Below are 23,994 nucleotides of genomic sequence, written 5' to 3' on the forward strand. Positions count from 1 at the left end.
GGCGCACATCGGCGCCGCGCCGCATTGGCTTCGCCTGGGCGGCCGGCGGTTCGCGTGCGGCGACCTGCGCGCGCCTCGCCGCTGCATCCTGTCGGGATTTCTTCCAGACAAGGAACGATTCGCGATGCTCAAATCCCCCACCGCCCACAACGCCGTCCAGATCGATCGGTACATGCCGGCGGATTTCCAGCCCAACGCCAACCGTTCCGACGGCAAGCATCCGGTCGACAACGCCAAGGTCGCGCAGCGCAATCCGCCCGCGGGCACGGCGCACATGCTTGATTCGCTGACGCGCTACCAGGGCCAGGCGCGCGTGCCCCAGGCGCTGCGCTGGACCGCGACGACCGCCTTGCTGGCCGCGAAACAGGCGACTCCCAGGAGAACCACCCCGGAAGTCCAGGCGTCGGTGCTCAACGGCACGGTGTACCTGGGAACCAATGCGGCCTCGGACGCGGACACCTTGCTCAAGGCGCAACTGCACAAGATCATCAACAACGAAGCGGACCGCACGCAGATCGTCAACGCAACCAGGACGAAAGCCGAAGAAACGTCCCAGCTCGTGACGAACTGCGTCGGCCACGGCGCGGCGGCCCATGCCGCCCATGCCCATGCCGACGGAGAACTCAACGGGCTGGCTGAAAAATATGGACGGACCGCCGACGAGAAAATCTCGCTCGCGGCGGATGTCACGGCGCTCCGCACCGACGCGGAGCAGTCCGGCCGGGCGCTTCACGATCTGTTCGCCAATCAGAACGGGTTCTCCAACCAGAACCTGGACACCCACATGGGGCAGCTTGAAACGTTGAAATGGCAGCCCCACGACGAAGCCGCCACCCACCACCTCCTCACCCAGATTCGCGCGCCCGCCGCCGATACCGCAGCACTGACAAACGGCCTGGCGCAATTCCGCACGGCTGCGGCGACGCAACGCAGCCAGATAGAGAATCTCGCGGAAAAATATACGGCGCCCGGCGCGGACCGGACGGCGCTCGTGGCGACGTTGACCAAGGAACTCCGGGACGTGACGGGGGCCAAGCTTCGGGAAGACGCCCATGCCGTCCAACTGCCCAAGCTGCAGGAAAACGCGCGCATCAGCCAGCAGGAGGAGCGCCACCTGAATAAACTGCTCGCCTTCGTCAACGAACCCGATAAATTCAAGGCGCATCTCGACCGCGCGGAAGCCGAGATCAACGCGTCCACGTCCTCCGGCGCGTCGACCGATCCGTCGCACGGCCTGAACCTGAGCGCGGTCCAGCGCAATCGCGTCAAGCATCTGCTGACGCAGTTGCGGGACGCCCTGCGCAGCAGCGAGGCTGACGGCAAGATCATGATGGCGCCGGGACGGGCGACCGATTCCACGCGCATCATGCAGCACGCCGAACAGCGCATCATCGAGCACGTCCAGCGCAATCAGCCCGCGCTGGAAACGGAGGCCAGGCGGCAGTTCCACGAGCTCGAGGAGCCCGACGCCACCGCGCCGCCCCTCACGCCCGAGCAGCGGAAAATGGCGTCGACGAAGCCCATCGATCTTTACGTGGCGGGCACCAAGCCGCCCTGCGACGTATGCGAAACCACCGAGGTCAACCGGGACACCGTCGCGACCGAAGCCGTCGCGGCAAACCCCGACCACACGCCCAAGTTCGTCGTCACCCGCTTCGAGGACCAGGATTACAAGGTTGGCCCGCTGTTTCCGGGGCAATATGCCAACAGCGACGACACGCGTCTTTCACAGAAACTGGTCGATCACTTCGGCGGCGACCTGACTCAGTCCGATCTGACCCGGACGGCGCGCAAACGGGCCGATTCCGTGCAGGACGACGCGCCCCCGGCCGGGTCCTGAGTCGCGCGCATCGGGGCGGCGGCGCGAGGCGGACCTAGCGCCACGCCGCCACGATGATCCGCTTCAGCACATGCAGCTTGCGGTGAAAGAAATGCTCCGCGCCGGGAATGACGACCACGGGCAATTCCTGCGGCCGCGCCCAGTCATAAACGGCCGAGATCGGCACCGTCTCGTCGACCTCGCCGTGAATGACGACGGTATCCTCGGGCACGTTCGCGACCTGCCACCGGCTGGCCGCCGTCCCGACGAACACCATGCGCTCGACGGCCTGCCCGGCCCCGCGCAGCCGCTCGGCGACATGCGACAGCACGAAGGTTCCGAACGAAAACCCGGCCAGCACGAGCGGCATCTGCGCATACGCGCCCTGCGCGCGCATGTGCGCGATCACGGCAAGCAGGTCGTCCGCTTCGCCGACGCCGTTGTCATGCGCTCCCTGCGTCGCCCCGACCCCGCGGAAATTCGATCGATAGACCACGTACCCGAGCTGCACGAGCGTGCGCGCCAGCGTCTGCGCGACCTTGTTGTCCATGGTCCCGCCGAACAACGGATGCGGATGCGCGACGAGCGCGATGCCGCGCGGCGCCTCGCCGTTTTCGCGCACGGCGTCGGGCAGGTCCACGGCGATCTCGATCTCGCCGACCGGGCCGGCAATCAGGGACTTCTGCGTATGTACGTTCATGCTGCTGTCTCGTTCACTTCACACTCCACCACTCGAAACCCGCGACCCGCGCTCAGATCCGGAGCCGCTCCACCACCTGACCGTCGCGCAGGTGCGACTCGACGATCTCGTCGATATCGTTCTTGTCGACATACGTGTACCACGTCCCTTCCGGATACACGACCATCACCGGCCCTTCCTCGCAACGGTCGAGACAACCCGCCTTGTTGATGCGCACCTTGCCGGCGCCGGCGAGCCCCAGCTCCTTCACGCGTTTCTTCGCGTATTCCTGCATCGTCTGCGCATCGCAGTTCGCGCAGCTCGGGCGTTCCGCGCCCGCCTCGCGCTGGTTCAGGCAGAAAAAGACGTGGTGTTGGTAGTAGGCATCCATGATGTGGGCGATCGGGCGCGACGTCGGCGCCGGTAGAGTGGGAATGGTTGGAATTCGGGAACGCCCGATTATAGCGAGCCGCTCGCCCGCCCGCTGACGCTAGCCGCGCCGCCCGAGCCAGCCGCGCTCGATCTGCGTCGCGAGCCACAGGAGCGCCGCATAGGGCCAGCTCCACGCGAGCCAGTGCGCGATCCCGTTGAAATGCACATAGCGGCCCTGCCGCCAGTCGGACAGCGTGTATTCGAAAAACGGATCCACCGGCAGCAGGTTCACCAGCGCCACCGCCGCCGCCAGCGCGAGCGTCGCGAGCCCGACCCGCGCCGGCCGCCCGAGCGGCAGCGCGAGCCACGCCACCGCGAGCGCCGACCCCATCCCCAGCCACGCGCCGGGCGCGGCCCATTCGAAGCGCAAGCCGCCGCGCGCCTGCAGATACGCCGCCGCCGCCTTCAAGCCCAGCGCCAGCGCCGCGTAGCCGGCCAGCAGCCGCACGCGCGGCGCGTCCGGACGCATCGCGAGCGACGCGAGCAGCAGCGCCCCGGCAAGTCCCAGTCCCGCCACCAGCGCATCCCAGCCCGACGCGCCGAGCCAGCCGTCGAGCCGCTCCGGCCAGCGCGCCACCTGCCAGGCGGGCGGCAGCCAATCGAGCAGCGCGCCGCGCATCGACGCATCCGTGCGCGCCCACAGCGCCGCCGGCCAGTCGCCGAGCCCGTACAGCCAGGGAGAGGGAAACAACACCGCGAACGGCCACAGCGCCGCGATGAACAAAGGCGTCGACGCCTCCGCGTCGAACCACGCGTCGCGCACCCGCCGCAGCAGGCCGCGCTCGATCAGCGCGCCCGCCGCCGGCGCGGCGAGCAGCGCCCCCGCGAGCGCGCCGCCCGCATTGGCCGCCAGGTCGAGGTTGGACGATACGCGCGCGGGCAAGTAGGTTTGCAGCGCCTCCATCGCCGCCGACAGCAGCACGCCGAGGAGGCCCGCCGCGAGCACGGCGCGCGCGCCGCGCCAGCGCGGATACAGCGACAGCACCGCGAGCGCGCCGAACGGCAGGTAACCGAGGATATTGGTGACGACGTCGAACGTCGTCACGTAGCGCGGCATCGGCGCGAGCACGTAGTCGAACGGCCCCACGCCGAGCGAGCGCCATCCGGAGAACGGCGACAGCGACGCATAGACGATCAGCGCCGCGTACACGGCGAGCGCCTGCCGCGCGAGCGTCGAACGGCGGCCCGCGCCGGGCTTCATCCGGACCGCGCAGCCGCCGCGCCCGTCACGGCGCGGCCGCGTAGGTCTGCACGCCGAGCCAGGCCACCAGCTGCGCGACCAGCTCGTCGCTCGCGGTCGCCAGCGCGCGCGCGCCGCCCGCCGCATCGGGCGTGCTCGACGGCGCGCGCGAGACGAACGTGCGCTGGCTCAGCACCTTGCCGTCGCGCGTCAGCGTCGCGCGCGCGGTCACCGCCGCATGGCTTTCCGAGCGGCCGTCGAACACCTGCTCGAATTCGTCGAGCTCGACCTTGAGCACCGGCGCGCGCACGCCGTCCGCGCCCTCCAGCACCGTGCCGCGCAGCGCCAGCGCGCCGCGCAGGCGCTGCGTCAGCAACTGCGCGGGCGGCGCGGTCCAACGGCTGTCGCGGTAGGACGCGAGGCGCTGCGCGTCCGCATACGCGAGCCGGTAGTTGAGCTTGTCCGAATCGAGCACGTCGGGCGCCGTCACGTCGAGCACCTTGAGCGCGGGCCCGCTGCCCGCCGACGCGGCCGGCGTCGCCGGGCCGAAGTCGTAGCGGATGTTGCTCAGCGCGGCCGGCGTACCGGCGCAGCCCGCGAGCGCGAGCGTCAGCGTCAGCGCCGCGAGCAGCGCGGCGCCCGGGCGAGCCGGACGGCGAGGAAAAGGTGACATGACGTGTTCCTGCATTTCAAAAGACAAGGTTCTGTTTCCCACCGCCGCTCACTGCCCGGCGGCCGCGCCCTGCGGCCAGGCGAAGCCCGCCTCGCCCGGCCCCGGCGCCGCGCCCGGCGCGCCGAACAGCAGGCTGCGCGGATTGCGCCCGACCTCGCCCGCGACGTCCTTCAGCGTGCGCGACGCGTCGCTCACGTTCGTCGCCAGCGTGTTGAAGCGCGGCAGCGTGTCGTAGTGGACCCGGGCGTTCAGGTCGGCCAGCGTCTGGTCCATCGTCGACAACGCCGCGCCCGCCTGCTCGGCGGCCTTGCCGGCGCGGTCGAGATTCGCCGCGAGCGGGCCGCCCGGCGCGACGAGCGCATTCGCCGACGCGAGCGTGCGGTTGACCTGCGTGACCGTCTCCGGCATCTGCGCGACCGCCGGCCCGAGCTGCCGGGTCAGGGTGGTCACGCCGTCCGCCGCCTGCTGCATGCTCGCCGCGGTCGCGCGCAGCTGCGCGCGCATGTCGTCGGAAAGCATCGCGTTGACGCTCTTCGCCGCCACTTCCATCTGCCGCAGCAGCTCGTCGCCGCGCTGCTGGATCTGGTCGAACAGGCTCGGGTGCATCGGGATCTGCGCGACCGACTTGGTCGAGGTCGGCAGCGGCGACACGTCGCCGCCCGTGTCGTCGAGCTGCACGAACGCGATGCCCGTCACGCCCTGGAAACCCAGGCTGCCGAAGGTCGAGCGCGTGATCGGCGCGTCCTTGTCGACCAGGATCCGGATCACGATCTCGCCCGGGTGCGCCCGATCGAAGTTGATCGACTGCACCTTGCCGACGTCGAGCCCGCGATAGCGCACCGCCGCGTCCGGGAACAACCCGGTGACATTGGTGCGCGCGACCAGGTCATAAGGGATCCGCACGGTGCGGTCGACGTTGAACCAGAACACCGCGCCCACGATCGCGGACAGCAACCCGATCGTGAACAGCCCGGCCCAGAACGCATGTGACTTGTTTTCCATTCGGGAATTCCTTCGTCGTCTACAACTCGACACTCGACAGCGCCGGCGCGAGCGCGGCCTTCGGCAGCTTCGCACGCCGCTCGGGCGGCAACGCCTGCAGCGCGCGCCGGCCGCGCAGGCCCAGAAAATACTCGTGGATGAACGGATGATCGACGTTCGCGACCGCCTCGACGGGCGCGGCCACCAGCACCTTGCGGTCCGCGATCACCGCGACCCGCGTCGACAGCGCGACCATCGTGTCGAGATCGTGCGTGACCATCACGACCGTGAGGCCCAGCGTGCGATGCAGCGTCGCGATCAGCTCGACGAATTCGTCCGACGCCTGCGGATCGAGGCCCGCCGTCGGCTCGTCGAGGAACAGCAGCTCGGGCTCGAGCGCGATCGCGCGCGCGATCCCCACCCGCTTCACCATCCCGCCCGACAGCGCGGCCGGCATCTTCGACGCATGCTTGCACGGCAGCCCGACCATCTCGAGCTTCAGCATCACGATATCGTGCAGCAGGTCTTCCGGGATCTTGCCCAGCTCGCGCAGCGGCTGCGCGATGTTGTCGAACACCGTCATCGACGAGAACAGCGCGCCCTGCTGGAACAGCATGCCGGACCGGTTGCGCATGACCCGCGCGGAATCCGCGTCGATGGTCGCGTTGTCCTGGCCGAACACCTTGATGGTGCCGGACGTCGGCCGTTCGAGCCCGAGGATCTGGCGCACCAGCGTGGTCTTGCCCGACCCGGAGCCGCCGACGATCGACACGATCTCGCCCTGCCGCACGTCGAAATCCAGGTGCTCGTGCACGACGTTGCGCCCGTAGCGCTTCGACAGGTCGTGCACTTCGATCACGAGGTCGTTGGTCGCCATCAGCCGAGCCCCACGTTCTGGAACAGGATCGCGAACACCGCGTCGGCCAGGATCACGACCGTGATCGAGGTGACGACCGAGGTCGTCGTGCCCTCGCCGAGGCTCTGCGAATTCGCCTTGATCCGGAAGCCGAAGTGGCAGGCGACGAGCGCGATCAGCATCCCGAACACGATGCCCTTGCCGAGCCCGATCCACAGGTTCGCGATCGGCACCACGCCCGGCAGCGAGCGCACGAAGTAACTGACGTCGATGCCCAGCACGAGCTTCGCGGCGAGCGCGCCGCCCGACAGCGCGACGATGTTGGTCCACATCACGAGGAGCGGCATCGCGACGCCGAGCGCGAGCACCCGCGGCAGGATGATCCGCAAGCCGTGCGGGATCCCCATCACGCGCATCGCGTCGAGCTCCTCGGTGACGCGCATCACGCCGATCCGCGCGGTGATCGCCGAGCCCGAGCGGCCCGCGACCAGGATCGCCGACAGCACCGGCCCCAGCTCGCGGATCACCGACAGCCCGAGGATGTTCACGATATAGCGGTTCGCGCCGAACATCTGCAGCTGCTGCGCGGACAGGTAGCTGAGCACGATGCCGATCAGGAACGCGACGAGCGCCGTGATCGGCAGCGCCTGCGTGCCCGCGCTGTAGATGCTCGCGGAGAACTCGGTCCACGGCATCGTGCGCGGCCGGCGCAGCACCCCGAGCAGGTCGAGCATCACGCTGCCGAACATCGTGATCGCGCCGCGCAGGTGCTCGCCGAACTTGAACAGCGCGAGCCCGAGGCGCGTGACCGGCCCGGCGTGCACGACGGGCTCGGGCGGCTCGCGCCCCTCGTCGAGCCGCTGGATCCGCTCGAACACGATCCGCTGGGTGTCGGTCAGCGCGATGTCGGCGGGCAGCCGGTGGCCCCACACGCGCCACAGCGCCTGGCCGCCGACGTGGTCGAGCCGCTCGATGGCGGACAGGTCCCACTCGCGCACCGGATGGCGCGCGAGCCCGGCCACGCGGCGCGCGGCGCCGCCCCGGTCGCGATCGAGCGCGAGCGCGAGCGCCGTCCACTGGCCGGAAAGCCGCACGGTCTTGCCTTGGCTGCCGGTCTCGACCGACAGGCCCGGAGGTGTCTGGAAATCCAAGTGGCGATTCGGGACAGAACGATGACAGCGGCCATTGTAGCGAACCGGGCCATCCCGCGACGCGCCGATTTGCCCGGCTCCGGCCCGCGGCCCTGCCAGCCCTGCCAGCTGGCGCGCAGCTTCCGAACAGCCATCATGGCACTTTCATTCGGCCGTCACGTTTCCTTTCGATACTCTCACGCGCCGAATAGACGGCCGTCGGCGCCCGCGCGCCGCTTCTCTTTTCCGCACGACAAGACAGCACACAGAACAGGAAAATCCGATGCTCTTCCCGCCGTTGTCCCGCCCGCGTCTGCCGGCCGTCGCCGCGCTCGCGTCCCTCGCGTTCCTCGCCGCCTGCAACAGCGACGGCACCAGCTCGCCCGCCCAGCCGCCCGCCGCGCAAGCGCCCGCCGTCGGCACCAAGGCGACGGTCGCGGTGCTCGAGACGACCGACCTGCACACCAACGTGCTGTCGTACGACTATTTCAAGCTCGCGGCCGACAACTCGCTCGGCTTCGAGCGGGTCGCGACGCTGATCGCGCAGGCGCGCGCGCAGTATCCGAACACGCTGCTGTTCGACAACGGCGACACGATCCAGGGCACGGCGCTCGCCGACTACCAGGCGCTCGTGAGCCCGGTGTCGTGCGACCAGACGCTCGCGATCTACAAGGTGATGAACGCGGCGAAGTTCGACGGCGGCGGGATCGGCAACCACGAATTCAACTACGGGCTGCCGTACCTGTCGCAGGTCACGGGCAACACCTTCAACGTGGCCGGCATGCCGGACCCGGCGCAGCAGAAGAAGTGCGCGGGCCCGGATTTCCCGCAGGTGCTCGCCAACGTGGTGAGCGCGAAGACCAACGCGCCGCTGTTCCAGCCCTACACGATCATCACCCGGACGGTCACCGCGACGGCGCCCGACGGCAGCACCGTGAGCGCGCCCGTGAAGGTCGGCATCATCGGCTTCACGCCGCCCGCGATCATGAACTGGGACAAGCGCTGGCTCGACGGCAAGGTCTACACGCGCGGCCTGAAAGAAACCGCCGAGCAGTACGTGCCGGAAATGCGCGCGAAGGGCGCGGACCTGATCGTCGCGATCTCGCACGGCGGCCTCGACAACTCGGCGTACTCGCCGACGATGGAGAACGGCAGCTGGTGGCTGTCCACCGTGCCGGGCATCGATGCGATGCTGATCGGCCACTCGCACCAGGTGTTCCCGGATGCGACGAGCACGGTCGGCCAGTTCAACCTGCCGGGCGTCGACAAGGTCAAGGGCACGGTCAACGGCGTGCCGACCGTGATGGCGAACTTCTGGGGCAAGCACCTCGGCGTGATCAAGCTCGGGCTCGCCTATGACGGCAAGCGCTGGAACGTCGACAAGTCGCAGACCACGGTCGAGGCGCGCTCGATCCAGAACGCCGACAAGTCGTACGTGGCGGCCGACCCGTCGGTGTCGAAGGCGATCGCGACCGAGCATCAGGCGACCATCGACTACGTGAAGACGCCCGTCGGCCGCACCGACTACCGCATGACCAGCTACTTCGCCGACGTCGGCGATCCGGGCGCGATCCAGATCGTCAACGAGGCGCAGGCCGACTACGTGGCGACCTACGTGCAGGCCAACCTGCCGCAGTATGCGACGCTGCCGGTGCTGTCGGTGAGCGCGCCGTTCAAGAGCGGCTTCGGCGGCGGCAACGACTTCACCGACGTCGCGCCGGGCGCGCTCGCGATCAACAACGCGGCCGACCTGTACCTGTACCCGAACACCGTGTACGCGGTGAAGGTGAGCGGCGCGGACCTGAAGAACTGGCTCGAGACCGCGGCGAAGCGCTTCAACACGATCGATCCGACCAAGCCGACCGTGCAGAAGCTCGTCAGCGCTTTCCCCGGCTACAACTTCGACATGTTCACGTCGGCCGACCTGAGCTACGAGATCGACGTCACGCAGGCGCCGGGCGGCCGCATCAAGAACCTGCTGTACAAGGGCGCGCCGCTCGATCCGAACGCGCAGTTCATCGTCGCGACCAACAACTACCGCGCGAGCGGTGGCGGCAACTTCCCGGGCCTCGACGGCAGCAAGACGATCTTCGCGTCGCCGGATGCGAACCGCGACGTGCTGATCGCGTACATCAAGAAGCGCGTCAACATCACGCGCACGGCCGATGGCTCGGCGCGCAGCTGGCGCTTCACGAAGCTCGCCGGTTCGGTCGCGCACGTGCAGTTCGCGTCGGCGCCGAACCTGCTCGCGGAAGCGACCAAGGCCGGCCTGATCGGCATCACGCAGGTGGCGGCCGACGACGGCACGGGCAAGAACCTCGCGACCTATGAAATCGACCTGACGCAATGAGGCACGCGATGCGCAACGTTGAATTCGTGACGATCGGCTCGCCGGCGGGCAGCCCGCTGCGGCGCCTGCTGCGCGCGCGGCTCGCGCCGCCCGGCATGCTCGCGCTCGCGGCGGTGCTCGCCGCCGGCGTGGCGGCGGCCGGCTGGACGGCTCGCGCGCCCGCGCCTGCCAGCCGCGCGCAGATCGAGGAATGGCAGGCGATGGTCGCCCAGGCGAGCGAGCCGCGCGCGCTGCAGAAGCTGCGCGAGCTGGCGCGGCACGGCTCGGGCGACGCGCAGGCGGCGCTCGGCGTCGCGCTGCTCGGCGCCCGCGAGCCGGGGCTGCGCGACGAGGGCTTCGGCTGGCTGGAGACCGCCGCGCATGGCGGCGCGCGCGACGGCAAGGCGCCCGCCAGCGCGCGCGCCGCGCAGCTCGCGCTCGGCAAGGCGCTGCTGCTCGGCAGCGGCGTCGCGCGCGACTACCCGCGCGCGCTGGCGCTGCTGCGCCCGGTCGCGGCCGCGGGCGACCCCGCCGCCGGCTACTATCTCGGGCTCATGTATCGCAGCGGCTACGGCACGCCGGCCGATCCGGCCGCCGCCGCGCGCTGGTTCGAGCAGGCGGCGCGCCAGGGCATCCCGGCCGCGCAGTTCATGCTCGCGAACGCCTATCGCGACGGCAGCGGCGTGCCGCGCGACGAGGCGCGCGCGCTCGAACTGTACCGGCACGCGGCCGACCATGAGTTGCCCGAGGCCGTGCAGACGCTCGCGATGGCGTATCGCAACGGCGAACTGGGGCTCGCGCGCGACGAGGCCGAGTACCACGCCCAGTGGATCGAGACCGCGCACGCGCTCAAGCATCCGGTGAGCGCGCCCTGAGCCTGTCCGGGCGGCGCGTGGCGGCAGCGGCGAGCCGGGCGCCGGGAAAGCGCCGTGCCGGTCATGGCGACGGCGGCGGGCGGTGGGACGCCGTCGTCGTCGAACCAAGGGTGGACATCGGCGGCCCGGTCGCGCGCGTCGCGCCGGCCGGCGCCCTCGACCATGAAGCGCCCCGCCTGTCGCTGCAATCCTCCGCCGACGCCTTGCGCGCTCGGCGGGCGCGCGAACACGGCCTCGCACGCTCGGGCCTCCCGTGCCGAAAAGAAAGTGAAAGGCGGGCTCGACGCCGCATTCGTCGAGCGGCGCGCGCCTCGCGCCGACCTCGCCCGATCGATCCGCGCGTCCGTCGCGCCCCCCGGTCGGCTCTCGTACAATAGCCGCCATGACAGCCACTCCCCTGCCCGCTCACGCGACCATCGATCTGGTGCGCATCGGCTCGCTGCTCGTCGCCGCGCAACCGCCCTGGCCGCTCGATGTCGTCGCCGCCACCGGCTCGACCAATGCCGACCTCGCGCAACAACTGAAGGCGCTGCCGCGCACGCGCGAGGCGCTGCCCCGGCCGATCGTCCGGGTCGCCTACGAACAGACCGCCGGCCGCGGCCGCCAGGGCCGCCCCTGGTTCGCGCAGCCCGGCAACGCGCTGCTGTGCTCGGTCGGCTGCGTGCTGCCGCGCCCCGTGGAGCAGCTCGGCGGCCTGAGCCTCGCGGTCGGCGTCGCGCTCGCCGAAGGGCTCTCGGCCCTGCCGCTCGAAGCCGGCCACGGCGTCGCGCTCAAATGGCCCAACGACCTGCTCGGCACCTTCACCGCGAACGGCGCGACCGGCCTCACGGGCAAGCTCGCCGGCATCCTGATCGAAACCGTCTGGCACACCCGCGACGCGACCGCCGCCGTGATCGGCTTCGGCATCAACGTGCGCGGCGCGGAAGCGGTCGCGGCCGACGTCGCCGCGCTGCGCGCGAGCAACGCGACGCTCGCCAGCGGGCTGCCGCCCACCGCGCTGTCGTCCGCGTGGCCCGCCGCGAACCTCACCGATACGCTCGCCGCCGCGCTCAACGCACTGTCGCCCGCGCTCGCGCTGTTCGGCACGCAGGGGTTCGCGCCGTTCCGCGCGCGCTGGAACGCGCTGCATGCGCATGCGGACCGCGAGGTCATGCTGCTCGAACAAGGCGTCGAGATCGCGCGCGGCACCGCGACGGGCGTCGACGACACGGGCCAGTTGCTGCTCGACACCGCCACCGGCCGTCAGGTGATCGCCGCCGGCGACATCTCGCTGCGGGAGCCCGGGAGTCGTCCGTGAACGGCCCGGTCCTGCTGATCGACGCCGGCAACAGCCGGATCAAGTGGGCCCTCGCGGCGCCGGACGGCGAGCTGGGCGCGGGCGGCGCGTTCGGGCACGCGCCCGGCGACGCGCCCGACTGGTCGGCCCTGCCCGCGCCGCGCGGCGCCTGGATCTCCAACGTCGCCGGCCCCGAGGTCGCGGCGCGGCTCGACGCACTGCTCGACGCGCGCTGGCCCGCGCTGCCGCGCACGACGATCCGCGCGCGCACCGCGCAATGCGGCGTCGTCAACGGCTACGCGACGCCCGACCAGCTGGGCAGCGACCGCTGGGCGGGCCTGATCGGCGCGCGCGCGGCGTTTCCGGACGAACACCTGCTGATCGCCACCTTCGGTACCGCGACCACGCTCGAAGCCTTGCGCGCCGACGGCCGCTTCACGGGCGGACTGATCGCGCCGGGCTGGAGCCTGATGATGCGCGCGCTCGGCGCCCACACGGCGCAGTTGCCGACCCTGACGGCCGACGCCGCGACGCGCCTGCTCGACGCAGCGGCGTCGCAGCCGGCGGAACCGTTCGCCGTCGACACGCCGCACGCGCTGTCCGCCGGCTGCCTGTACGCGCAGGCCGGGCTGATCGAGCGCGCGGCGCGCGATCTCGCCGCCGCGTGGCGCGCGCCGATCCGCGTCGTGCTGTCGGGCGGCGCGGCCGATGCGATCGCACAAGCGCTGAGCCTCGCGCACACGCGCCATGATTCACTGGTGTTGTCGGGTCTCGCGCGGATCGCGCAGGCGGCCTGAGGCGCGCGCGGCGTCGAGGGAGAAGCATCGAGGAGCCGGCGGCAGGCGCGCCGGCATGGGCTGCAAGGACTGATAACCGGTCGAACCGGTGGGAGGCTTGACGATGCTGCGCTGGCTGATAGCTGTGCTGTTTCTCGCCAACATGCTCGCGTTTGTCGTGATGCGCGGCACGTTCGGGCCGTTGCCCGCGGCCGGCCCGCGCGAGCCCGGCCATCTCGCGCAACAGGTGCGCCCCGACGCGCTGCGGGTGACCGCGCTCGCGCAGGCGGCGGACCAGCCGGTGGTCGGCGGCCCGATCGAGCAGCCGAACCTGGACGCCGAACCGCTCGACGCCGCCTCGGCGGCTGCGCCGGCCTCCGCGCCGGGGGCCGCCTCCGCGGCCGCGCCCGCCTCGGCCGCGCCGGGCTGACGCGCCCCGGGCGACGCGCCCCGGGCTGACGCGCCGTGCGCGCGGCTCAGCCGTGCGCGCGGACCTTCTTCAGCAAGGCGGTGGTCGAGCGCTCGAACTCGAACGGGATCGCGAGCGCCCGGCCGCCCCAGCCGCGCACGAGCGCCGATTCCGGCAGCGCATCCATGTCGTAGTCGCCGCCCTTCACGAGGACGTCGGGGCGCAGCGCCCCGATCAGCGCGACCGGCGTCTGCTCCTCGAAACCCACCACCCAGTCCACGCATTCGAGCGCGGCGAGCAGCGCCATCCGGTCTTCCTGGCGATTGATCGGCCGGTCGTCGCCCTTGCCGAGCATGCGCACCGAGGCGTCGCTGTTCACCCCGACGATCAGGGTCGCGCCGAGCGCCTTCGCGTCGGCCAGATAGGTGACGTGGCCGCGATGCAGGATGTCGAACACGCCGTTCGTGAACACGACGGGCCCGTTCAGCGACGCTCGCAGCGCGGCCAGTGCGTCGCGGGTGATCAGCTTGCGTTCGAAGGAGGCGGGCATAGGCATTTCCGTGCGGTGATGAGAGGGGCCGCGGCAAACGCGGCGCCCAAAGAAAAAGCCCGCGGGCGGAACCGGCGGGCTTTCCGGGCGCGGCCGGCGCGTCAGGCCGGCTGAATCGAGCCCGTTTCCGCCTGCAGCCGCAAGGTGACTTCCTTGCGATAGCGGTTCAGTTCCTGCGCGGTCGCGAAGGTGCGTTCGAACAGGATCGACAGATTGTGCAGGATCCGCTCGACCACCTTCTTCTCCCACTCGCCGTCGAAACGGATCTGCTCGTCGAGCCAGCGCTCGAGCCATTCCGGATCGGGCAGGCGCGACTGCACCGTGTCGCGCGGGAACAGCGCCTGGTTCACGTGCAGGTTGGTCGGGTGCAGCGGCTTCTCGGTGCGGCGCGCCGACGCCATCAGCACGCCGATCTTCGCGAACGCCGCGCGCGCGACGTCGCCGCAGTTCGTGAGCGCCTTCTTCATGTAGCGCAGGTACGCGCCGCCGTGACGCGCCTCGTCGCGCGAGATGGTCTCGTAGATGTGCTTGATCACGGGCTCCGTGTGCCACTCGGCCGCGCGGCGATACCAGTGGTTCAGGCGGATCTCGCCGCAGAAGTGCAGCATCAGGGTTTCCAGCGGCGGCGCCGGATCGAACTCGAAGCGCACCGCGTGCAGCTCCTCCTCGGTCGGCATCATCTCCGGCTTGAAGCGGCGCAGGTATTCCATCAGCACCAGCGAATGCTTCTGCTCCTCGAAGAACCAGACGCTCATGAATGCCGAGAAATCGCTGTCGTGGTGGTTGTCGCGCAGGAACATCTCCGTCGCGGGCAACGCCGACCACTCGGTGATCGCGTTCATCTTGATCGTCCTCGCCTGCTCATCCGTCAGCAGCGACGCGTCGAACTTGTCCCACGGGATGTCCTTCTCCATATCCCAGCGGACAGCTTCGAGCGATTTGTAAAGTTCCGGATAAAGCATGGTGTTCATGGTCCCACCCCTGTTCTGCGCAATGCGACATCTAAACGAGATTGTTGCGGATACACCGCCCGGTGCAGGGGCGCTCTCGCAACCAAGTCAATAATTTTACGCGCCAAACCAGCCCGCGGATGCAGGTTTCGCACCGATTGCGGGCGGCCTTGCAGCCGCTGTGGGGCAAGCCGCACGAAGCAATCCGCTGAAGCGGAGCCGCCCGCGCGTGCCTGTGAAGACGCCGGCGTCCTGCCGGCTTCGTTGTCGGGCCTGCTCGCGCAGCCGTCCAGGACGGGGGCGCGGCGGGCTGCTCGATATGGTGTATTCGGCGGCGGCCATGATAGCACGCGACCATGACCGATCCGCGACACCGGATTCGCCCCGATTGACGCCGCTGCGGCAAAGCGCCGCACCGAAAGTCGGCCGAAAGCGTCGCGTAAATGCAACCCGGCGGTCAGGCCCCGTGATTGCCCGCGCCGCGCGGCGCGCGCGGCGCATCCGCCTGCGCGATCCAGCCGGCCAGCGCCTCGCGCTGGCCGAGCGCGTCGCGATAGCCCAGCGCCACCAGCTCGCGCGCGAATTCGGACTCGAACAGCAGGTAGCTCGCGAACGACGCGCCGGCCGGCTGGTTGCCGCCCACCGCGCCCAGCAGCCCGCGCACCGACAGGGGCAGGCGCTTCAGGTGCTTCGCCGCGATCAGCTCGATGCGCTCGGACGGCGCGATCGCGAGCACGTCGACGTGCCGCCAGCCGCTTTCGGGTTCCACATGGTGCGGCAGGTGCTCGATCACGCCGTTGATGTGCTCGATCCGCTCGATGTCGGTGCCGATCGAATCGAGGAACACGCTCGCAAGCACCTGCTGGCCGATCTGCGCGAGCGACGGGTAGCCGCGCCCGCCGCCGTTCAAGGCCGGCACCTCGGGCCGCGCCGCGGCGGCGCCGACCACCACGATGCGGTCCGCGCCGAAGTGGATCGCGGGGGACAGCGGCGCGATCTGGCGGATCGAGCCGTCGCCGAAATATTCGATCTGGCCGTCCAGCACGAGCGGCACCGCCGGGAACACGAACGGGATCGCCGACGACGCGAGCAGGTGCGCGGCCGACAGGTCCACCATGCGCGCCGTGCGCTGCGCGCGCCGCCACGCGTGGATCGGCTCGCTCGCCTGGTAGAAGGTCAGGTGGCGGCCGCTCGTATAGCTGAGCGCCGTCACCGACAACGCATGCAGGGTGCGCGCCTCCAGCATCTGCTCGATCCGGTGGAAGTTCAGCTCGCGCTGCAGCAGGTGCGCGAGCGGACTGTTGTCGAGCAGGCCGCGCGGTGCGCGGCGCGCGGCCCAGCCGACGCTCATCGCCGCGAGCCAGCGCGCGCCGGCGGCCGCGATGCCGAGCCAGTCGGTGCGGTACACGTGGTCCGCGCGCAGTTGCTCCCAGAACGCGAGCAGGCGGCGGGCGCCGTGCTCGAAATCGTCGGCGTGGCTCGCGAGGGACGTCGCGTTGATCGCGCCCGCCGACGAACCGCAGATCACCGCGAACGGCAATTCGCGCCGATCCGGCAGGGCCGCGCGCGCGATCTCGGCCAGCGCCTTCAGCACGCCGGTCTGATACGCGGCGCGCGCGCCGCCGCCCATCAGCACGAGCGCGAGCCGCATGCGCGCCTCAGCGGAGCCCGGCGCCGCGCATCACGCGCTCCGCTTCGCCGCTTTCTTCGCGGCGCGGGGGGCGCCCTCGGCGGGCGGCTCGGCCGCCGCGCCCGGCCGGGGCGACGCCGTGCGCCGCGCGGCCGCCGGTTTCGCGGCCGCCGGCTTAGGGGCGGCCTGCCTGGCCGCCGGCTCCTTGCCGGCAGGGGACGCCGGCGCGGCCGCCGCGCCCGGCTGGGTCATCGCGAAGCTCGCGAGCTGGTTGAACTGCGACTGCAACAGATTCCACCAGCCGGCCGGGTCGAATGCCTCGGGCGTCTGCCCGGCCGATTCCGGCCCCGCGCCGGCCGTGGCCTCGGCGGCCGGCGCCCCGGCGGCGGACGGCGGCGCGACGCCGGGCTCGGCGCTCGCGACGGCCGCCTCGGCGGCCTCCATCGACGACTGCGCGAGCGCGCCGAACGCGCGCAGCGTGGCGAGCGTCGCGCGCTGCACCTCGAGCGCCTGGATCGCCGATTGCAGCATGTTCAGGTTGAGCTTCAGCCATTGCTCGACGGCGCGCAGGTCGGTGATGCGCTTGTCGAGTTCCTCGACGCTCGCGAGCGGCGCCATCAGGTCGGACATCGCCGACAGCGACGGCGGCAGGCCCTGCGCCGAGCCGGGCAAGCCGGCCATCCCGCCGAACGGCGACAGGCGCATCATCTCCCACATCTTGTCGAACAGGCCCGCGGGCGGGAAACCGGCGAAGCCGGCGAACGGTGAGGAACCGGTGGTGTCAGTCATACGGTCATCCTTGCTGATGAATGTGGCGGACAACGAGCGCGCGGCGCACGGCCCCGATCATAGCGCGCGGGCCGCGCGCCGGGTTTCAGAACGGCGCGCCGCCGGAGAAATCGGGAGCGCGGCGCTCGCGCAGCGAACGGATGCCCTCGTGCACGTCCGGCCCCGAGAATCCCATGAATTCGAGCGCGAGCGACGCATCGAAGGTCGGGCCGGCCATCCGCAGCCAGTTGTTGAGCGCGTACTTGGTCCAGCGCAGCGCCGTCTGCGAGCCGTGCGCGAGCCGCTCCGCGACCTCGTACGCCTTCGGCAGCAGGTCCGCATCGTCGACCGCGAGCGACACGAGCCCGATCCGCTCCGCTTCCCCGCCGCTCAGCGGTTCGCACAGCAGCAGGTGGTACTTCGCCTTCGCCATCCCGCACAACAGCGGCCAGACGATCGCCGCGTGGTCCCCCGCGGCGACGCCGAGGCGCGTATGGCCGTCGATGATGCGCGCGCTTTTCGCGGCGATCGACACATCGGCCAGCAGCCCGGCGACGAGCCCCGCGCCGACGGCCGGCCCATGCATCGCCGACACGATCGGCTTGCCGCAGTTGATCACGTTGTAGACGAGGTCGCGCGCCTCGCGCCAGACCCGCGCGCGCACCTCGAAATCGTTCGCCATCTGTTCGACGAGCGCGAGATCGCCGCCCGCCGAAAAGCCCTTGCCTTCGCCGCGGATCACCGCGACGCGGGTCTCGGGATCGCGATCGACGTCGCGCCAGATATCGGCCAGCTCGCGATGCATGCGCTCGTCCGCCGTGGCGAGGCCGCTGCGATTCGTGCCGGCGCCGCTCATCACGATCTCGAGGATCCCGTGCGGCCGGCGCTGCACGTGCAGCGCCTCATAGCCCGAATACAGTGAGAGATCGGCCATGCGCGGCTCCTTGACTGAGAAAGGTAAGGGAAAGAGTGTAGCGAACACGCCGCCCATCAGCATCGGGCGTTACCCGCTCGCGACGCGCCGGAACGCAGCAGCGCGGCGGATTGTTCCGCACGCGGCGACGCCGCGCGGCCGCCCGAAACAATCGGGTCCGGACGTGACGAAATCTCGCGGGTTTATTTTCATGCGGGCATGCCGCGCCGCACGGGTTCCGTTCATCATGTCCGCCACGGTCGGAGCCGGGGCCGCGATTCCGGCGCAATACGAACGCAATACAGGCGCGTCGTGCGCGTGCGGCGGGCCGGGCGGTTGCGGCGCGTCCGGCCGGCGGATCGGCGCCGGGCCGAACCGGCCGAGGCGCGCGCCGCCGCGCACTTACACTCCGAATCCATGTATTCCCGATGGCTTACACCACCTGGATCCAGCTGGAATCCTTCGTTCGCCGGGAAATCGGCATGCGGCCGTACTGGCCGGTCCACCGCGCCGACCGGCTGGAGCAGGACCTCGACGTCACCGGCGACGACGCCGGCGACTTCATGCGCAGGTTCTTTGCCCACTTCCCCGTCGATCCCGGCGACTACGCGTTCGACCGCTACTTCTGCACGGCCGGCTTCAGGCCGCTCGAACGGCTCGCGATGCCGTTCTCGCGGAAACTGCGCCGCAAGTACGACAGGGAACCGCTGACGGTCGGCATGCTCGAGCATGCGATCGAACTCGGCGTGTGGGATTCGCGGCGGCTCGCGGCCGCCGTGCGGTGAAACGCGGCGCGCCGCCGCGCCCCTGCGTCAGGCCGCGCCGTCGGGCGGCGCCACCGCTTGCTCGATCGCGCCGAAGATCGACTTGCCGTCGGGATCGACCATCTCGATCCGCACCTTGTCGCCGTAGCGCATGAAGGGCGTCTGCGGCGCGCCGTGCTCGATCGTCTCCAGGCAACGCTTCTCCGCGATACAGCAATAGCCGCGCTTCGCATCCTGGTTCGACACCGTGCCCGAGCCGACGATCGCCCCCGCGCGCAGGTTGCGCGTCTTCGCGGCGTGCGCGATCAACTGGCCGAAATGAAACACCATGTCGGCCCCCGCTTCGGGCTGGCCCACCTTCTTGCCGTTCCAGTGCACGAGCATCGGCCGATGCACGCGCCCGTCGCGCCAATGCTCGCCCAGTTCGTCCGGCGTCACCGCGACCGGCGCGAAGGCGGTCGCCGGCTTGCTCTGGAAGAACCCGAAGCCTTTCGCCAGCTCGGCCGGAATCAGATTGCGCAAGGACACGTCGTTGACCAGCGTGACGAGCCGCACCGCCTTCAGCGCATCGTCGGGCATCGCGCCCATCGGCACGTCGGCCGTGATCACCGCGACCTCGGCCTCGAAGTCGATGCCCCACTCCTCGGAACGGCACACGATGTCGTCGCGCGCGCCGATGAAATCGTCGCTGCCGCCCTGGTACATGAGCGGATCGGTCCAGAACTCCGGCGGCATCTCCGCGCCGCGCGCCTTGCGCACCAGTTCCACGTGATTCACGTAGGCGGAGCCGTCCGCCCACTGGAACGCGCGCGGCAGCGGCGCCATGCAGTTGGCCGGCTCGAAGCCGAACACATGACGCGCGCGGCCGTGGTTCAGCGCGTCGTACAGCTCGCGCAGCTGCGGCGCGTAGAACGCCCAGTCGTCGAGCACGCGTTGCAGGGTCGGGGCGATCGCGTCGGCGATCGCCGCCGTCTGCAGGTCGCGGGACACGACGATCAGCTGGCCGTCGCGCGTGCCGTCCTTCAGCGATGCAAGTTTCATAGCGGGGAGAGAACCGTGGTAGTGACGATGGAAGGAATCTATTTTACGATGGTGAATCCGTGCGGCGGCATCCGCGCGGCGGGCGGCCGCCCGCGCGCCGCCCGTCCGCTTCCCTTCCTTCTCGTTCGCGCGCCGTGCGCGCCGCCCCGCCCATGTCCGTATCCGCCGCTCCAGACGACGATCTCGCCGACGACGCCACCGAGGAGAAAGTCCGCTCGGGCATCCAGTCGATCGAAGTCGGCTTCCGCCTGCTCGACGTGCTCACGCACGAGCCGCGCGCGATGATGCTGCGCGATCTCGCGCAACGCGCGGGCATGAGCCCCGCGAAGGCGCACCGCTACCTCGTGAGCTTCCTGCGGCTCGGGCTCGTCTCGCAGGACCCGGTGTCGGGCCGTTACGAACTCGGCGGCTTCGCGCTGCAGATGGGCCTCGCCCGCCTCGCGCGCATCGACGGCGTGAAGCTCGCGCGGATCGCGCTCACCGCGCTGCGCGACCAGCTCGACCAGACGGTCGGGATCGCTGTGTGGGGCAACCAGGGGCCGACCGTCGTGCACTGGATGGAGTCGAGCCATCCGGCCCGGGCGTCGCTCAAGCTCGGCGACGTGATGCCGCTCCTCGGCTCCGCCACCGGGCTGCTGTTCGCCGCCTACCTGCCGCGCAGCAAGACGGCGGCGCTGCTCGAGCGCGAACTCGCCGACACGCGGCGCTCGCCGCACCACGGCGGCCCGCGCACGCCGGCCGAGGTCGAGACCCTGCTCGCCGAGGTGCGCGCGCACCAGGCGGCCCGCGTCGAAGGCATGCTGCTGCCGACCATCCATGCGTTCTGCATGCCGGTGTTCGATGCGGTCGGCGATCTCGCGCTCGCGCTGATCGTGCTCGGCCACGAAGGCGCGTTCGACATTCGCTGGGGCGGCGAGATCGACGTCGCGCTGCGCGCCTGCGCGCAAAAACTGTCCTACGAACTTGGGTATAGTGAGGCCCCGCGCGACGCCTGAGCGCGCGCGGCCCTGCGCGAACGTTCGCGCGCGCGGCCGGTCCCAGCGATGAAGCCGCGCCGCGCCGTCGCCCGATTCACGTTTGCCCGAGCCCCGCGTCCCCACTCCATGCCGCCGCTGTCCGCTTCGCCCCGTCCGTCCCCCGCCGCGCGCCGCGCGTGGCGGCTCGGCGTCGTGCTCGCACTCGTGCTCGGCCTGCACGGCCTGGCCGGCCTGTGGCTCACGCGCTATCGCGAACCGTTCAAGCCGCTCGCGCCCGTCGACGCGCCGATCGAGATCGCCCTGCTGAAACCGCAGCCCATCGAACGCCAGCCGGCCGCCGCGCCGCGCCGCGAGGCCGCGCACAGCGATGCGCCGCGCCGCGCCGCCGCGCCGCCGGCCCCCTCCGCGCCGCCCGTGCTGAGCGCCGTCGACACGGCGAGCACACCGCTCACCACGCCCGCGAGCGCGTCGAGCGCCGCCTCGGGCGCGGCCGCCGGATCGGGCGCGGCCGCCGCAGCGGCCGGCGATGCGCATGCCGCGCACGCCGACGCCGAACACGCGGCGGCGGGCGTCAAGTTCCTCGCGCCGCCCTCCGGCGATCTGCAGTACGACACGTTCTACAACGGCGTGCAGAACGCGACCGGCACGATCCTGTGGCGCAGCGACGGCCGCAGCTACACGCTGTCGGTCACCATGCCCGTGCCGTTCGTCGGACCATTCAGATACCACAGCCGCGGCCGCATCGATGCGTTCGGCATCGCGCCCGACCAGTACATCGAGCAGCGCGGCAAGCGCCCCGAGGACATCGCGATCTTCAACCGGGAGACGAAGCAGATCGTCTTCACCCGCACCCCGACTTCGCTCGCGCTGCCCGACGGCGCGCAGGACCGCTTCAGCATGCTGATGCAGTTGGCCGGGCTGCTGCGCGGCGCCCCCGACACCTATCGGCCGGGCGTCACGCGCGAGTTCTATGTCGTCGACAACAACAACGGCGAGATCTGGCCGATCACCACGATCGGCGACGAGACCGTGCAGACCGCCGAGGGCAGCCTGCCCGCGCGGCACTTCATGCGCCTGCCGCGCCGCCCGGGCGACACGCGCCGCATCGATCTGTGGCTCGCGCCGTCGCTCGACTGGCTGCCCGCGCGGATGGTGCAGACCGAACCGAACGGCGCGCAGATCGAACTCGTGTGGCACGGCCGGCGCGCGCCGGCCGCGGGAACGGACGCCGCGCCGGACGCCCCAGCGCCGGGCGCGGACAGCGAGCCGGTAAATTCGACCGCCCCTGCCGAGACCGATCCCGCCCCCGCGACCCCTTGACAATCTTTGACACGAAATCCTGTCCACGCGCAAACTCACGGAAACGTTTTACCGATATCGGCTTCTAAACCGATACGCCCCCTCCGCTTGCGGGCGTGCAGCGCCAACCCCTTGAAACCGGCCCGGCCTGCCCCATCTACCGGGCAACAAGGCCAGAAGCCACAGCGAAGAGGAGTGCCGCCATGCAAATGATCTACAACAGCCCCAACTACTGCGTCGTCGAGTTTCCGCCGCAGCAAGGCCACCACGCGATGAATGCGGGCGGCTACGAAATCGTCGACAAGCACGCGCAGCGCGAGATCTTCATCGACGGTGAACTGGCGGCACGGTTCCGCGAGCATGTGAAGCAACTGATCCAGGACGAGCCGAGCCTCGACGAGGTCGACGAATTCCTCGGGCAATTCGACAGCCTGATGACCCAACCCGTCGTGCTGCACTGAGCAGCCGCCGGCCCGCGCCGCCGGCTGCGCCGCGGGTCGTTTCCTCCACGCACTCCTCTCCCCCCGCCCGGTCCGCCGCGCGGGGGGTTTGCTTGATCGGCGGCACGTGCCGCCACCCGCTACAATGACGGTTTCCCGACTCGCCGGTAAACCGACATGTCCGCGTCCCGACCGCTCGCCCCGTCCGCCCGCTACACGCGCGGCGCCGCGCTGCCCGCGCTGCTGCAGCAGCGCATCCTGATCCTCGACGGCGCGATGGGCACGATGATCCAGCGCTACAAGCTCGACGAGGCCGCCTACCGCGGCGAGCGTTTCCGGGATTTCCCGCGCGACGTGAAGGGCAACAACGAGTTGCTGTCGATCACGCGGCCGGACCTGATCCGCGAGATCCACGACCAGTACTTCGCGGCGGGCGCCGACATCACCGAGACCAACACGTTCGGCGCGACGCGCGTCGCGCAGGCCGACTACGGGATGGAAGACCTCGTCGTCGAGATGAACCTCGAATCGGCGCGGCTCGCGCGCGAGGCGGCCGAGCGCCACTCGACCCCGGGCAAGCCGCGCTTCGTCGCGGGCGCGATCGGCCCGACGCCGAAGACCGCGAGCATCTCGCCCGACGTCAACGATCCGGGCGCGCGCAACGTCAGTTTCGACGAACTGCGCGATACATACTATGAACAGGCCAAAGCGCTGCTCGACGGCGGCGTCGACCTGTTCCTGGTCGAGACCATCTTCGACACGCTGAATGCGAAGGCCGCCCTGTTCGCGCTCGACGAACTGTTCGAGCACACCGGCGAATGCCTGCCGATCATGATCTCGGGCACCGTCACCGACGCCTCGGGCCGGATCCTGTCCGGCCAGACGGTCGAGGCGTTCTGGAATTCGCTGCGCCACGCGAAGCCGCTCACCTTCGGCCTGAACTGCGCGCTCGGCGCGGCGCTGATGCGGCCCTACGTGGCCGAGCTGGCGAAGCTCTGCGACACCTACCTGTCGTGCTACCCGAACGCCGGCCTGCCCAATCCGATGAGCGAGACCGGCTTCGACGAGACGCCGGACGTCACGTCGAGCCTGCTGAAGGAATTCGCGCAGGCGGGCCTCGTGAACATCGCGGGCGGCTGCTGCGGCACGACGCCCGAGCACATCGCGGCGATCGCCCGGGCGCTCGCCGACCTGAAACCGCGCCGCTGGCCCGCGCAGTACAGCGAAGCCGCCTGAGCGCGCCCCCC

The 23,994-nt window shown here is 70.6% G+C and carries 24 protein-coding genes; 11 read left to right on the forward strand and 13 right to left on the reverse strand.

Features of this window, described 5'->3' with window-relative positions; all coding sequences use genetic code 11:
• Positions 1 to 124: 124 nt before the first annotated feature.
• Positions 125 to 1,840, forward strand: a complete 1,716-nt coding sequence (locus tag Bsp3421_RS28260) for a hypothetical protein (RefSeq protein WP_273999322.1) — start codon at positions 125 to 127, stop codon at positions 1,838 to 1,840.
• Between the two features lie 34 nt (positions 1,841 to 1,874).
• Here the strand turns inward: Bsp3421_RS28260 and Bsp3421_RS28265 are convergent, their stop codons facing one another.
• The 7 genes from Bsp3421_RS28265 to Bsp3421_RS28295 all read right to left on the reverse strand — a co-directional run bounded on the left by Bsp3421_RS28265 (position 1,875) and on the right by Bsp3421_RS28295 (position 7,771).
• Entirely contained in the window at positions 1,875 to 2,519 is a 645-nt protein-coding gene (locus Bsp3421_RS28265) for an alpha/beta hydrolase (RefSeq protein ID WP_273999323.1), read from the reverse strand.
• A gap of 52 nt (positions 2,520 to 2,571) precedes the next feature.
• Positions 2,572 to 2,889 carry a (2Fe-2S) ferredoxin domain-containing protein gene (locus Bsp3421_RS28270; protein ID WP_273999324.1) on the reverse strand — a complete coding sequence of 106 codons (318 nt, stop codon included), beginning with the start codon at positions 2,887 to 2,889 and terminating at the stop codon, positions 2,572 to 2,574.
• A 99-nt stretch (positions 2,890 to 2,988) separates the two neighbouring features.
• Positions 2,989 to 4,131: a VanZ family protein gene (locus Bsp3421_RS28275; RefSeq protein WP_273999325.1), complete on the reverse strand. Its 1,143-nt coding sequence runs from the start codon at positions 4,129 to 4,131 to the stop codon at positions 2,989 to 2,991.
• 25 nt (positions 4,132 to 4,156) lie between these two features.
• Positions 4,157 to 4,798: an ABC-type transport auxiliary lipoprotein family protein gene (locus Bsp3421_RS28280; protein WP_274004386.1), complete on the reverse strand. Its 642-nt coding sequence runs from the start codon at positions 4,796 to 4,798 to the stop codon at positions 4,157 to 4,159.
• A gap of 33 nt (positions 4,799 to 4,831) precedes the next feature.
• Positions 4,832 to 5,785, reverse strand: coding sequence for an MlaD family protein (locus tag Bsp3421_RS28285; protein WP_273999326.1), 954 nt, complete (start codon positions 5,783 to 5,785; stop codon positions 4,832 to 4,834).
• A gap of 19 nt (positions 5,786 to 5,804) precedes the next feature.
• The gene (locus tag Bsp3421_RS28290) at positions 5,805 to 6,641 is read right to left on the reverse strand and encodes an ABC transporter ATP-binding protein (RefSeq protein WP_273999327.1); all 837 of its coding nucleotides are present in this window, start codon (positions 6,639 to 6,641) and stop codon (positions 5,805 to 5,807) included.
• A complete protein-coding gene (locus tag Bsp3421_RS28295; RefSeq protein ID WP_273999329.1) occupies positions 6,641 to 7,771 on the reverse strand; it encodes an MlaE family ABC transporter permease in 1,131 nt (376 codons plus the stop codon). Before Bsp3421_RS28295 ends, Bsp3421_RS28290 begins: the two co-directional genes overlap by 1 nt.
• A 262-nt stretch (positions 7,772 to 8,033) precedes the next feature.
• On the opposite strand from Bsp3421_RS28295, the gene Bsp3421_RS28300 reads away from it, so the two are divergent.
• The 5 genes from Bsp3421_RS28300 to Bsp3421_RS28320 all read left to right on the forward strand — a co-directional run bounded on the left by Bsp3421_RS28300 (position 8,034) and on the right by Bsp3421_RS28320 (position 13,436).
• Positions 8,034 to 10,100 carry a bifunctional 2',3'-cyclic-nucleotide 2'-phosphodiesterase/3'-nucleotidase gene (locus Bsp3421_RS28300; protein ID WP_273999331.1) on the forward strand — a complete coding sequence of 689 codons (2,067 nt, stop codon included), beginning with the start codon at positions 8,034 to 8,036 and terminating at the stop codon, positions 10,098 to 10,100.
• 8 nt (positions 10,101 to 10,108) lie between these two features.
• Positions 10,109 to 10,954 (forward strand): tetratricopeptide repeat protein, encoded by an 846-nt coding sequence (locus Bsp3421_RS28305; RefSeq protein ID WP_273999333.1) that lies wholly within the window; start codon positions 10,109 to 10,111, stop codon positions 10,952 to 10,954.
• A 382-nt stretch (positions 10,955 to 11,336) separates the two neighbouring features.
• On the forward strand, positions 11,337 to 12,251 hold the full coding sequence (locus tag Bsp3421_RS28310) for a biotin--[acetyl-CoA-carboxylase] ligase (protein WP_273999334.1): 915 nt from the start codon (positions 11,337 to 11,339) through the stop codon (positions 12,249 to 12,251).
• On the forward strand, positions 12,248 to 13,027 hold the full coding sequence (locus Bsp3421_RS28315; RefSeq protein WP_273999336.1) for a type III pantothenate kinase: 780 nt from the start codon (positions 12,248 to 12,250) through the stop codon (positions 13,025 to 13,027). Before Bsp3421_RS28310 ends, Bsp3421_RS28315 begins: the two co-directional genes overlap by 4 nt.
• 103 nt (positions 13,028 to 13,130) lie before the next feature.
• The gene (locus tag Bsp3421_RS28320; protein WP_273999337.1) at positions 13,131 to 13,436 is read left to right on the forward strand and encodes a hypothetical protein; all 306 of its coding nucleotides are present in this window, start codon (positions 13,131 to 13,133) and stop codon (positions 13,434 to 13,436) included.
• A gap of 46 nt (positions 13,437 to 13,482) precedes the next feature.
• Here Bsp3421_RS28320 and rfaE2 read toward each other — a convergent pair whose 3' ends face one another.
• From rfaE2 to Bsp3421_RS28345, 5 genes are all read right to left on the reverse strand, one after another.
• Positions 13,483 to 13,965 (reverse strand): D-glycero-beta-D-manno-heptose 1-phosphate adenylyltransferase, encoded by a 483-nt coding sequence (rfaE2, locus tag Bsp3421_RS28325; protein ID WP_273999338.1) that lies wholly within the window; start codon positions 13,963 to 13,965, stop codon positions 13,483 to 13,485.
• A 101-nt stretch (positions 13,966 to 14,066) separates the two neighbouring features.
• The gene (locus Bsp3421_RS28330) at positions 14,067 to 14,927 is read right to left on the reverse strand and encodes a ferritin-like domain-containing protein (protein WP_274004388.1); all 861 of its coding nucleotides are present in this window, start codon (positions 14,925 to 14,927) and stop codon (positions 14,067 to 14,069) included.
• A 445-nt stretch (positions 14,928 to 15,372) separates the two neighbouring features.
• Positions 15,373 to 16,566 carry a patatin-like phospholipase family protein gene (locus Bsp3421_RS28335; RefSeq protein WP_273999340.1) on the reverse strand — a complete coding sequence of 398 codons (1,194 nt, stop codon included), beginning with the start codon at positions 16,564 to 16,566 and terminating at the stop codon, positions 15,373 to 15,375.
• Between the two features lie 30 nt (positions 16,567 to 16,596).
• Entirely contained in the window at positions 16,597 to 17,334 is a 738-nt protein-coding gene (locus Bsp3421_RS28340) for a PhaM family polyhydroxyalkanoate granule multifunctional regulatory protein (RefSeq protein WP_273999342.1), read from the reverse strand.
• An 85-nt stretch (positions 17,335 to 17,419) separates the two neighbouring features.
• Positions 17,420 to 18,247, reverse strand: a complete 828-nt coding sequence (locus tag Bsp3421_RS28345) for an enoyl-CoA hydratase/isomerase family protein (RefSeq protein ID WP_273999343.1) — start codon at positions 18,245 to 18,247, stop codon at positions 17,420 to 17,422.
• Between the two features lie 407 nt (positions 18,248 to 18,654).
• Here Bsp3421_RS28345 and Bsp3421_RS28350 point away from each other — a divergent pair, with 407 nt between their 5' ends.
• Positions 18,655 to 19,011: a DUF1493 family protein gene (locus tag Bsp3421_RS28350; protein ID WP_273999345.1), complete on the forward strand. Its 357-nt coding sequence runs from the start codon at positions 18,655 to 18,657 to the stop codon at positions 19,009 to 19,011.
• 27 nt (positions 19,012 to 19,038) lie between these two features.
• On the opposite strand, the gene Bsp3421_RS28355 is transcribed toward Bsp3421_RS28350, so the two are convergent.
• Complete coding sequence (locus Bsp3421_RS28355; protein WP_273999346.1) at positions 19,039 to 20,031, reverse strand: fumarylacetoacetate hydrolase family protein; 993 nt, start codon at positions 20,029 to 20,031, stop codon at positions 19,039 to 19,041.
• Between the two features lie 152 nt (positions 20,032 to 20,183).
• Here Bsp3421_RS28355 and Bsp3421_RS28360 point away from each other — a divergent pair, with 152 nt between their 5' ends.
• The 4 genes from Bsp3421_RS28360 to Bsp3421_RS28375 all read left to right on the forward strand — a co-directional run bounded on the left by Bsp3421_RS28360 (position 20,184) and on the right by Bsp3421_RS28375 (position 23,983).
• Complete coding sequence (locus tag Bsp3421_RS28360) at positions 20,184 to 21,026, forward strand: IclR family transcriptional regulator (RefSeq protein ID WP_273999348.1); 843 nt, start codon at positions 20,184 to 20,186, stop codon at positions 21,024 to 21,026.
• A 108-nt stretch (positions 21,027 to 21,134) separates the two neighbouring features.
• Positions 21,135 to 22,328 carry a DUF3108 domain-containing protein gene (locus tag Bsp3421_RS28365; RefSeq protein WP_273999350.1) on the forward strand — a complete coding sequence of 398 codons (1,194 nt, stop codon included), beginning with the start codon at positions 21,135 to 21,137 and terminating at the stop codon, positions 22,326 to 22,328.
• A gap of 182 nt (positions 22,329 to 22,510) precedes the next feature.
• Positions 22,511 to 22,768: a BTH_I0359 family protein gene (locus Bsp3421_RS28370; RefSeq protein ID WP_252982541.1), complete on the forward strand. Its 258-nt coding sequence runs from the start codon at positions 22,511 to 22,513 to the stop codon at positions 22,766 to 22,768.
• Between the two features lie 156 nt (positions 22,769 to 22,924).
• Positions 22,925 to 23,983 (forward strand): homocysteine S-methyltransferase family protein, encoded by a 1,059-nt coding sequence (locus tag Bsp3421_RS28375; RefSeq protein WP_273999351.1) that lies wholly within the window; start codon positions 22,925 to 22,927, stop codon positions 23,981 to 23,983.
• The last annotated feature ends 11 nt before the right edge of the window (positions 23,984 to 23,994 follow it).

The organism is Burkholderia sp. FERM BP-3421 (assembly GCF_028657905.1).
Lineage (GTDB): Bacteria > Pseudomonadota > Gammaproteobacteria > Burkholderiales > Burkholderiaceae > Burkholderia.

What these genes read in the sequence shown, in the direction of transcription:
- Bsp3421_RS28290 (WP_273999327.1), bottom strand. Translation starts at nt 6,641, where the DNA reads ATGGCGACCAACGACCTCGTGATCGAAGTGCACGACCTGTCGAAGCGC.
- Bsp3421_RS28340 (WP_273999342.1), bottom strand. Translation starts at nt 17,334, where the DNA reads ATGACTGACACCACCGGTTCCTCACCGTTCGCCGGCTTCGCCGGTTTC.
- Bsp3421_RS28345 (WP_273999343.1), bottom strand. Translation starts at nt 18,247, where the DNA reads ATGGCCGATCTCTCACTGTATTCGGGCTATGAGGCGCTGCACGTGCAG.
- Bsp3421_RS28365 (WP_273999350.1), top strand. Translation starts at nt 21,135, where the DNA reads ATGCCGCCGCTGTCCGCTTCGCCCCGTCCGTCCCCCGCCGCGCGCCGC.
- Bsp3421_RS28265 (WP_273999323.1), bottom strand. Translation starts at nt 2,519, where the DNA reads ATGAACGTACATACGCAGAAGTCCCTGATTGCCGGCCCGGTCGGCGAG.
- Bsp3421_RS28350 (WP_273999345.1), top strand. Translation starts at nt 18,655, where the DNA reads ATGGCTTACACCACCTGGATCCAGCTGGAATCCTTCGTTCGCCGGGAA.
- Bsp3421_RS28375 (WP_273999351.1), top strand. Translation starts at nt 22,925, where the DNA reads ATGTCCGCGTCCCGACCGCTCGCCCCGTCCGCCCGCTACACGCGCGGC.
- Bsp3421_RS28275 (WP_273999325.1), bottom strand. Translation starts at nt 4,131, where the DNA reads ATGAAGCCCGGCGCGGGCCGCCGTTCGACGCTCGCGCGGCAGGCGCTC.
- Bsp3421_RS28310 (WP_273999334.1), top strand. Translation starts at nt 11,337, where the DNA reads ATGACAGCCACTCCCCTGCCCGCTCACGCGACCATCGATCTGGTGCGC.
- Bsp3421_RS28330 (WP_274004388.1), bottom strand. Translation starts at nt 14,927, where the DNA reads ATGCTTTATCCGGAACTTTACAAATCGCTCGAAGCTGTCCGCTGGGAT.
- rfaE2 (WP_273999338.1), bottom strand. Translation starts at nt 13,965, where the DNA reads ATGCCCGCCTCCTTCGAACGCAAGCTGATCACCCGCGACGCACTGGCC.
- Bsp3421_RS28300 (WP_273999331.1), top strand. Translation starts at nt 8,034, where the DNA reads ATGCTCTTCCCGCCGTTGTCCCGCCCGCGTCTGCCGGCCGTCGCCGCG.
- Bsp3421_RS28320 (WP_273999337.1), top strand. Translation starts at nt 13,131, where the DNA reads ATGCTGCGCTGGCTGATAGCTGTGCTGTTTCTCGCCAACATGCTCGCG.
- Bsp3421_RS28355 (WP_273999346.1), bottom strand. Translation starts at nt 20,031, where the DNA reads ATGAAACTTGCATCGCTGAAGGACGGCACGCGCGACGGCCAGCTGATC.
- Bsp3421_RS28305 (WP_273999333.1), top strand. Translation starts at nt 10,109, where the DNA reads ATGCGCAACGTTGAATTCGTGACGATCGGCTCGCCGGCGGGCAGCCCG.
- Bsp3421_RS28370 (WP_252982541.1), top strand. Translation starts at nt 22,511, where the DNA reads ATGCAAATGATCTACAACAGCCCCAACTACTGCGTCGTCGAGTTTCCG.
- Bsp3421_RS28280 (WP_274004386.1), bottom strand. Translation starts at nt 4,798, where the DNA reads ATGCAGGAACACGTCATGTCACCTTTTCCTCGCCGTCCGGCTCGCCCG.
- Bsp3421_RS28335 (WP_273999340.1), bottom strand. Translation starts at nt 16,566, where the DNA reads ATGCGGCTCGCGCTCGTGCTGATGGGCGGCGGCGCGCGCGCCGCGTAT.
- Bsp3421_RS28260 (WP_273999322.1), top strand. Translation starts at nt 125, where the DNA reads ATGCTCAAATCCCCCACCGCCCACAACGCCGTCCAGATCGATCGGTAC.
- Bsp3421_RS28285 (WP_273999326.1), bottom strand. Translation starts at nt 5,785, where the DNA reads ATGGAAAACAAGTCACATGCGTTCTGGGCCGGGCTGTTCACGATCGGG.
- Bsp3421_RS28270 (WP_273999324.1), bottom strand. Translation starts at nt 2,889, where the DNA reads ATGGATGCCTACTACCAACACCACGTCTTTTTCTGCCTGAACCAGCGC.
- Bsp3421_RS28360 (WP_273999348.1), top strand. Translation starts at nt 20,184, where the DNA reads ATGTCCGTATCCGCCGCTCCAGACGACGATCTCGCCGACGACGCCACC.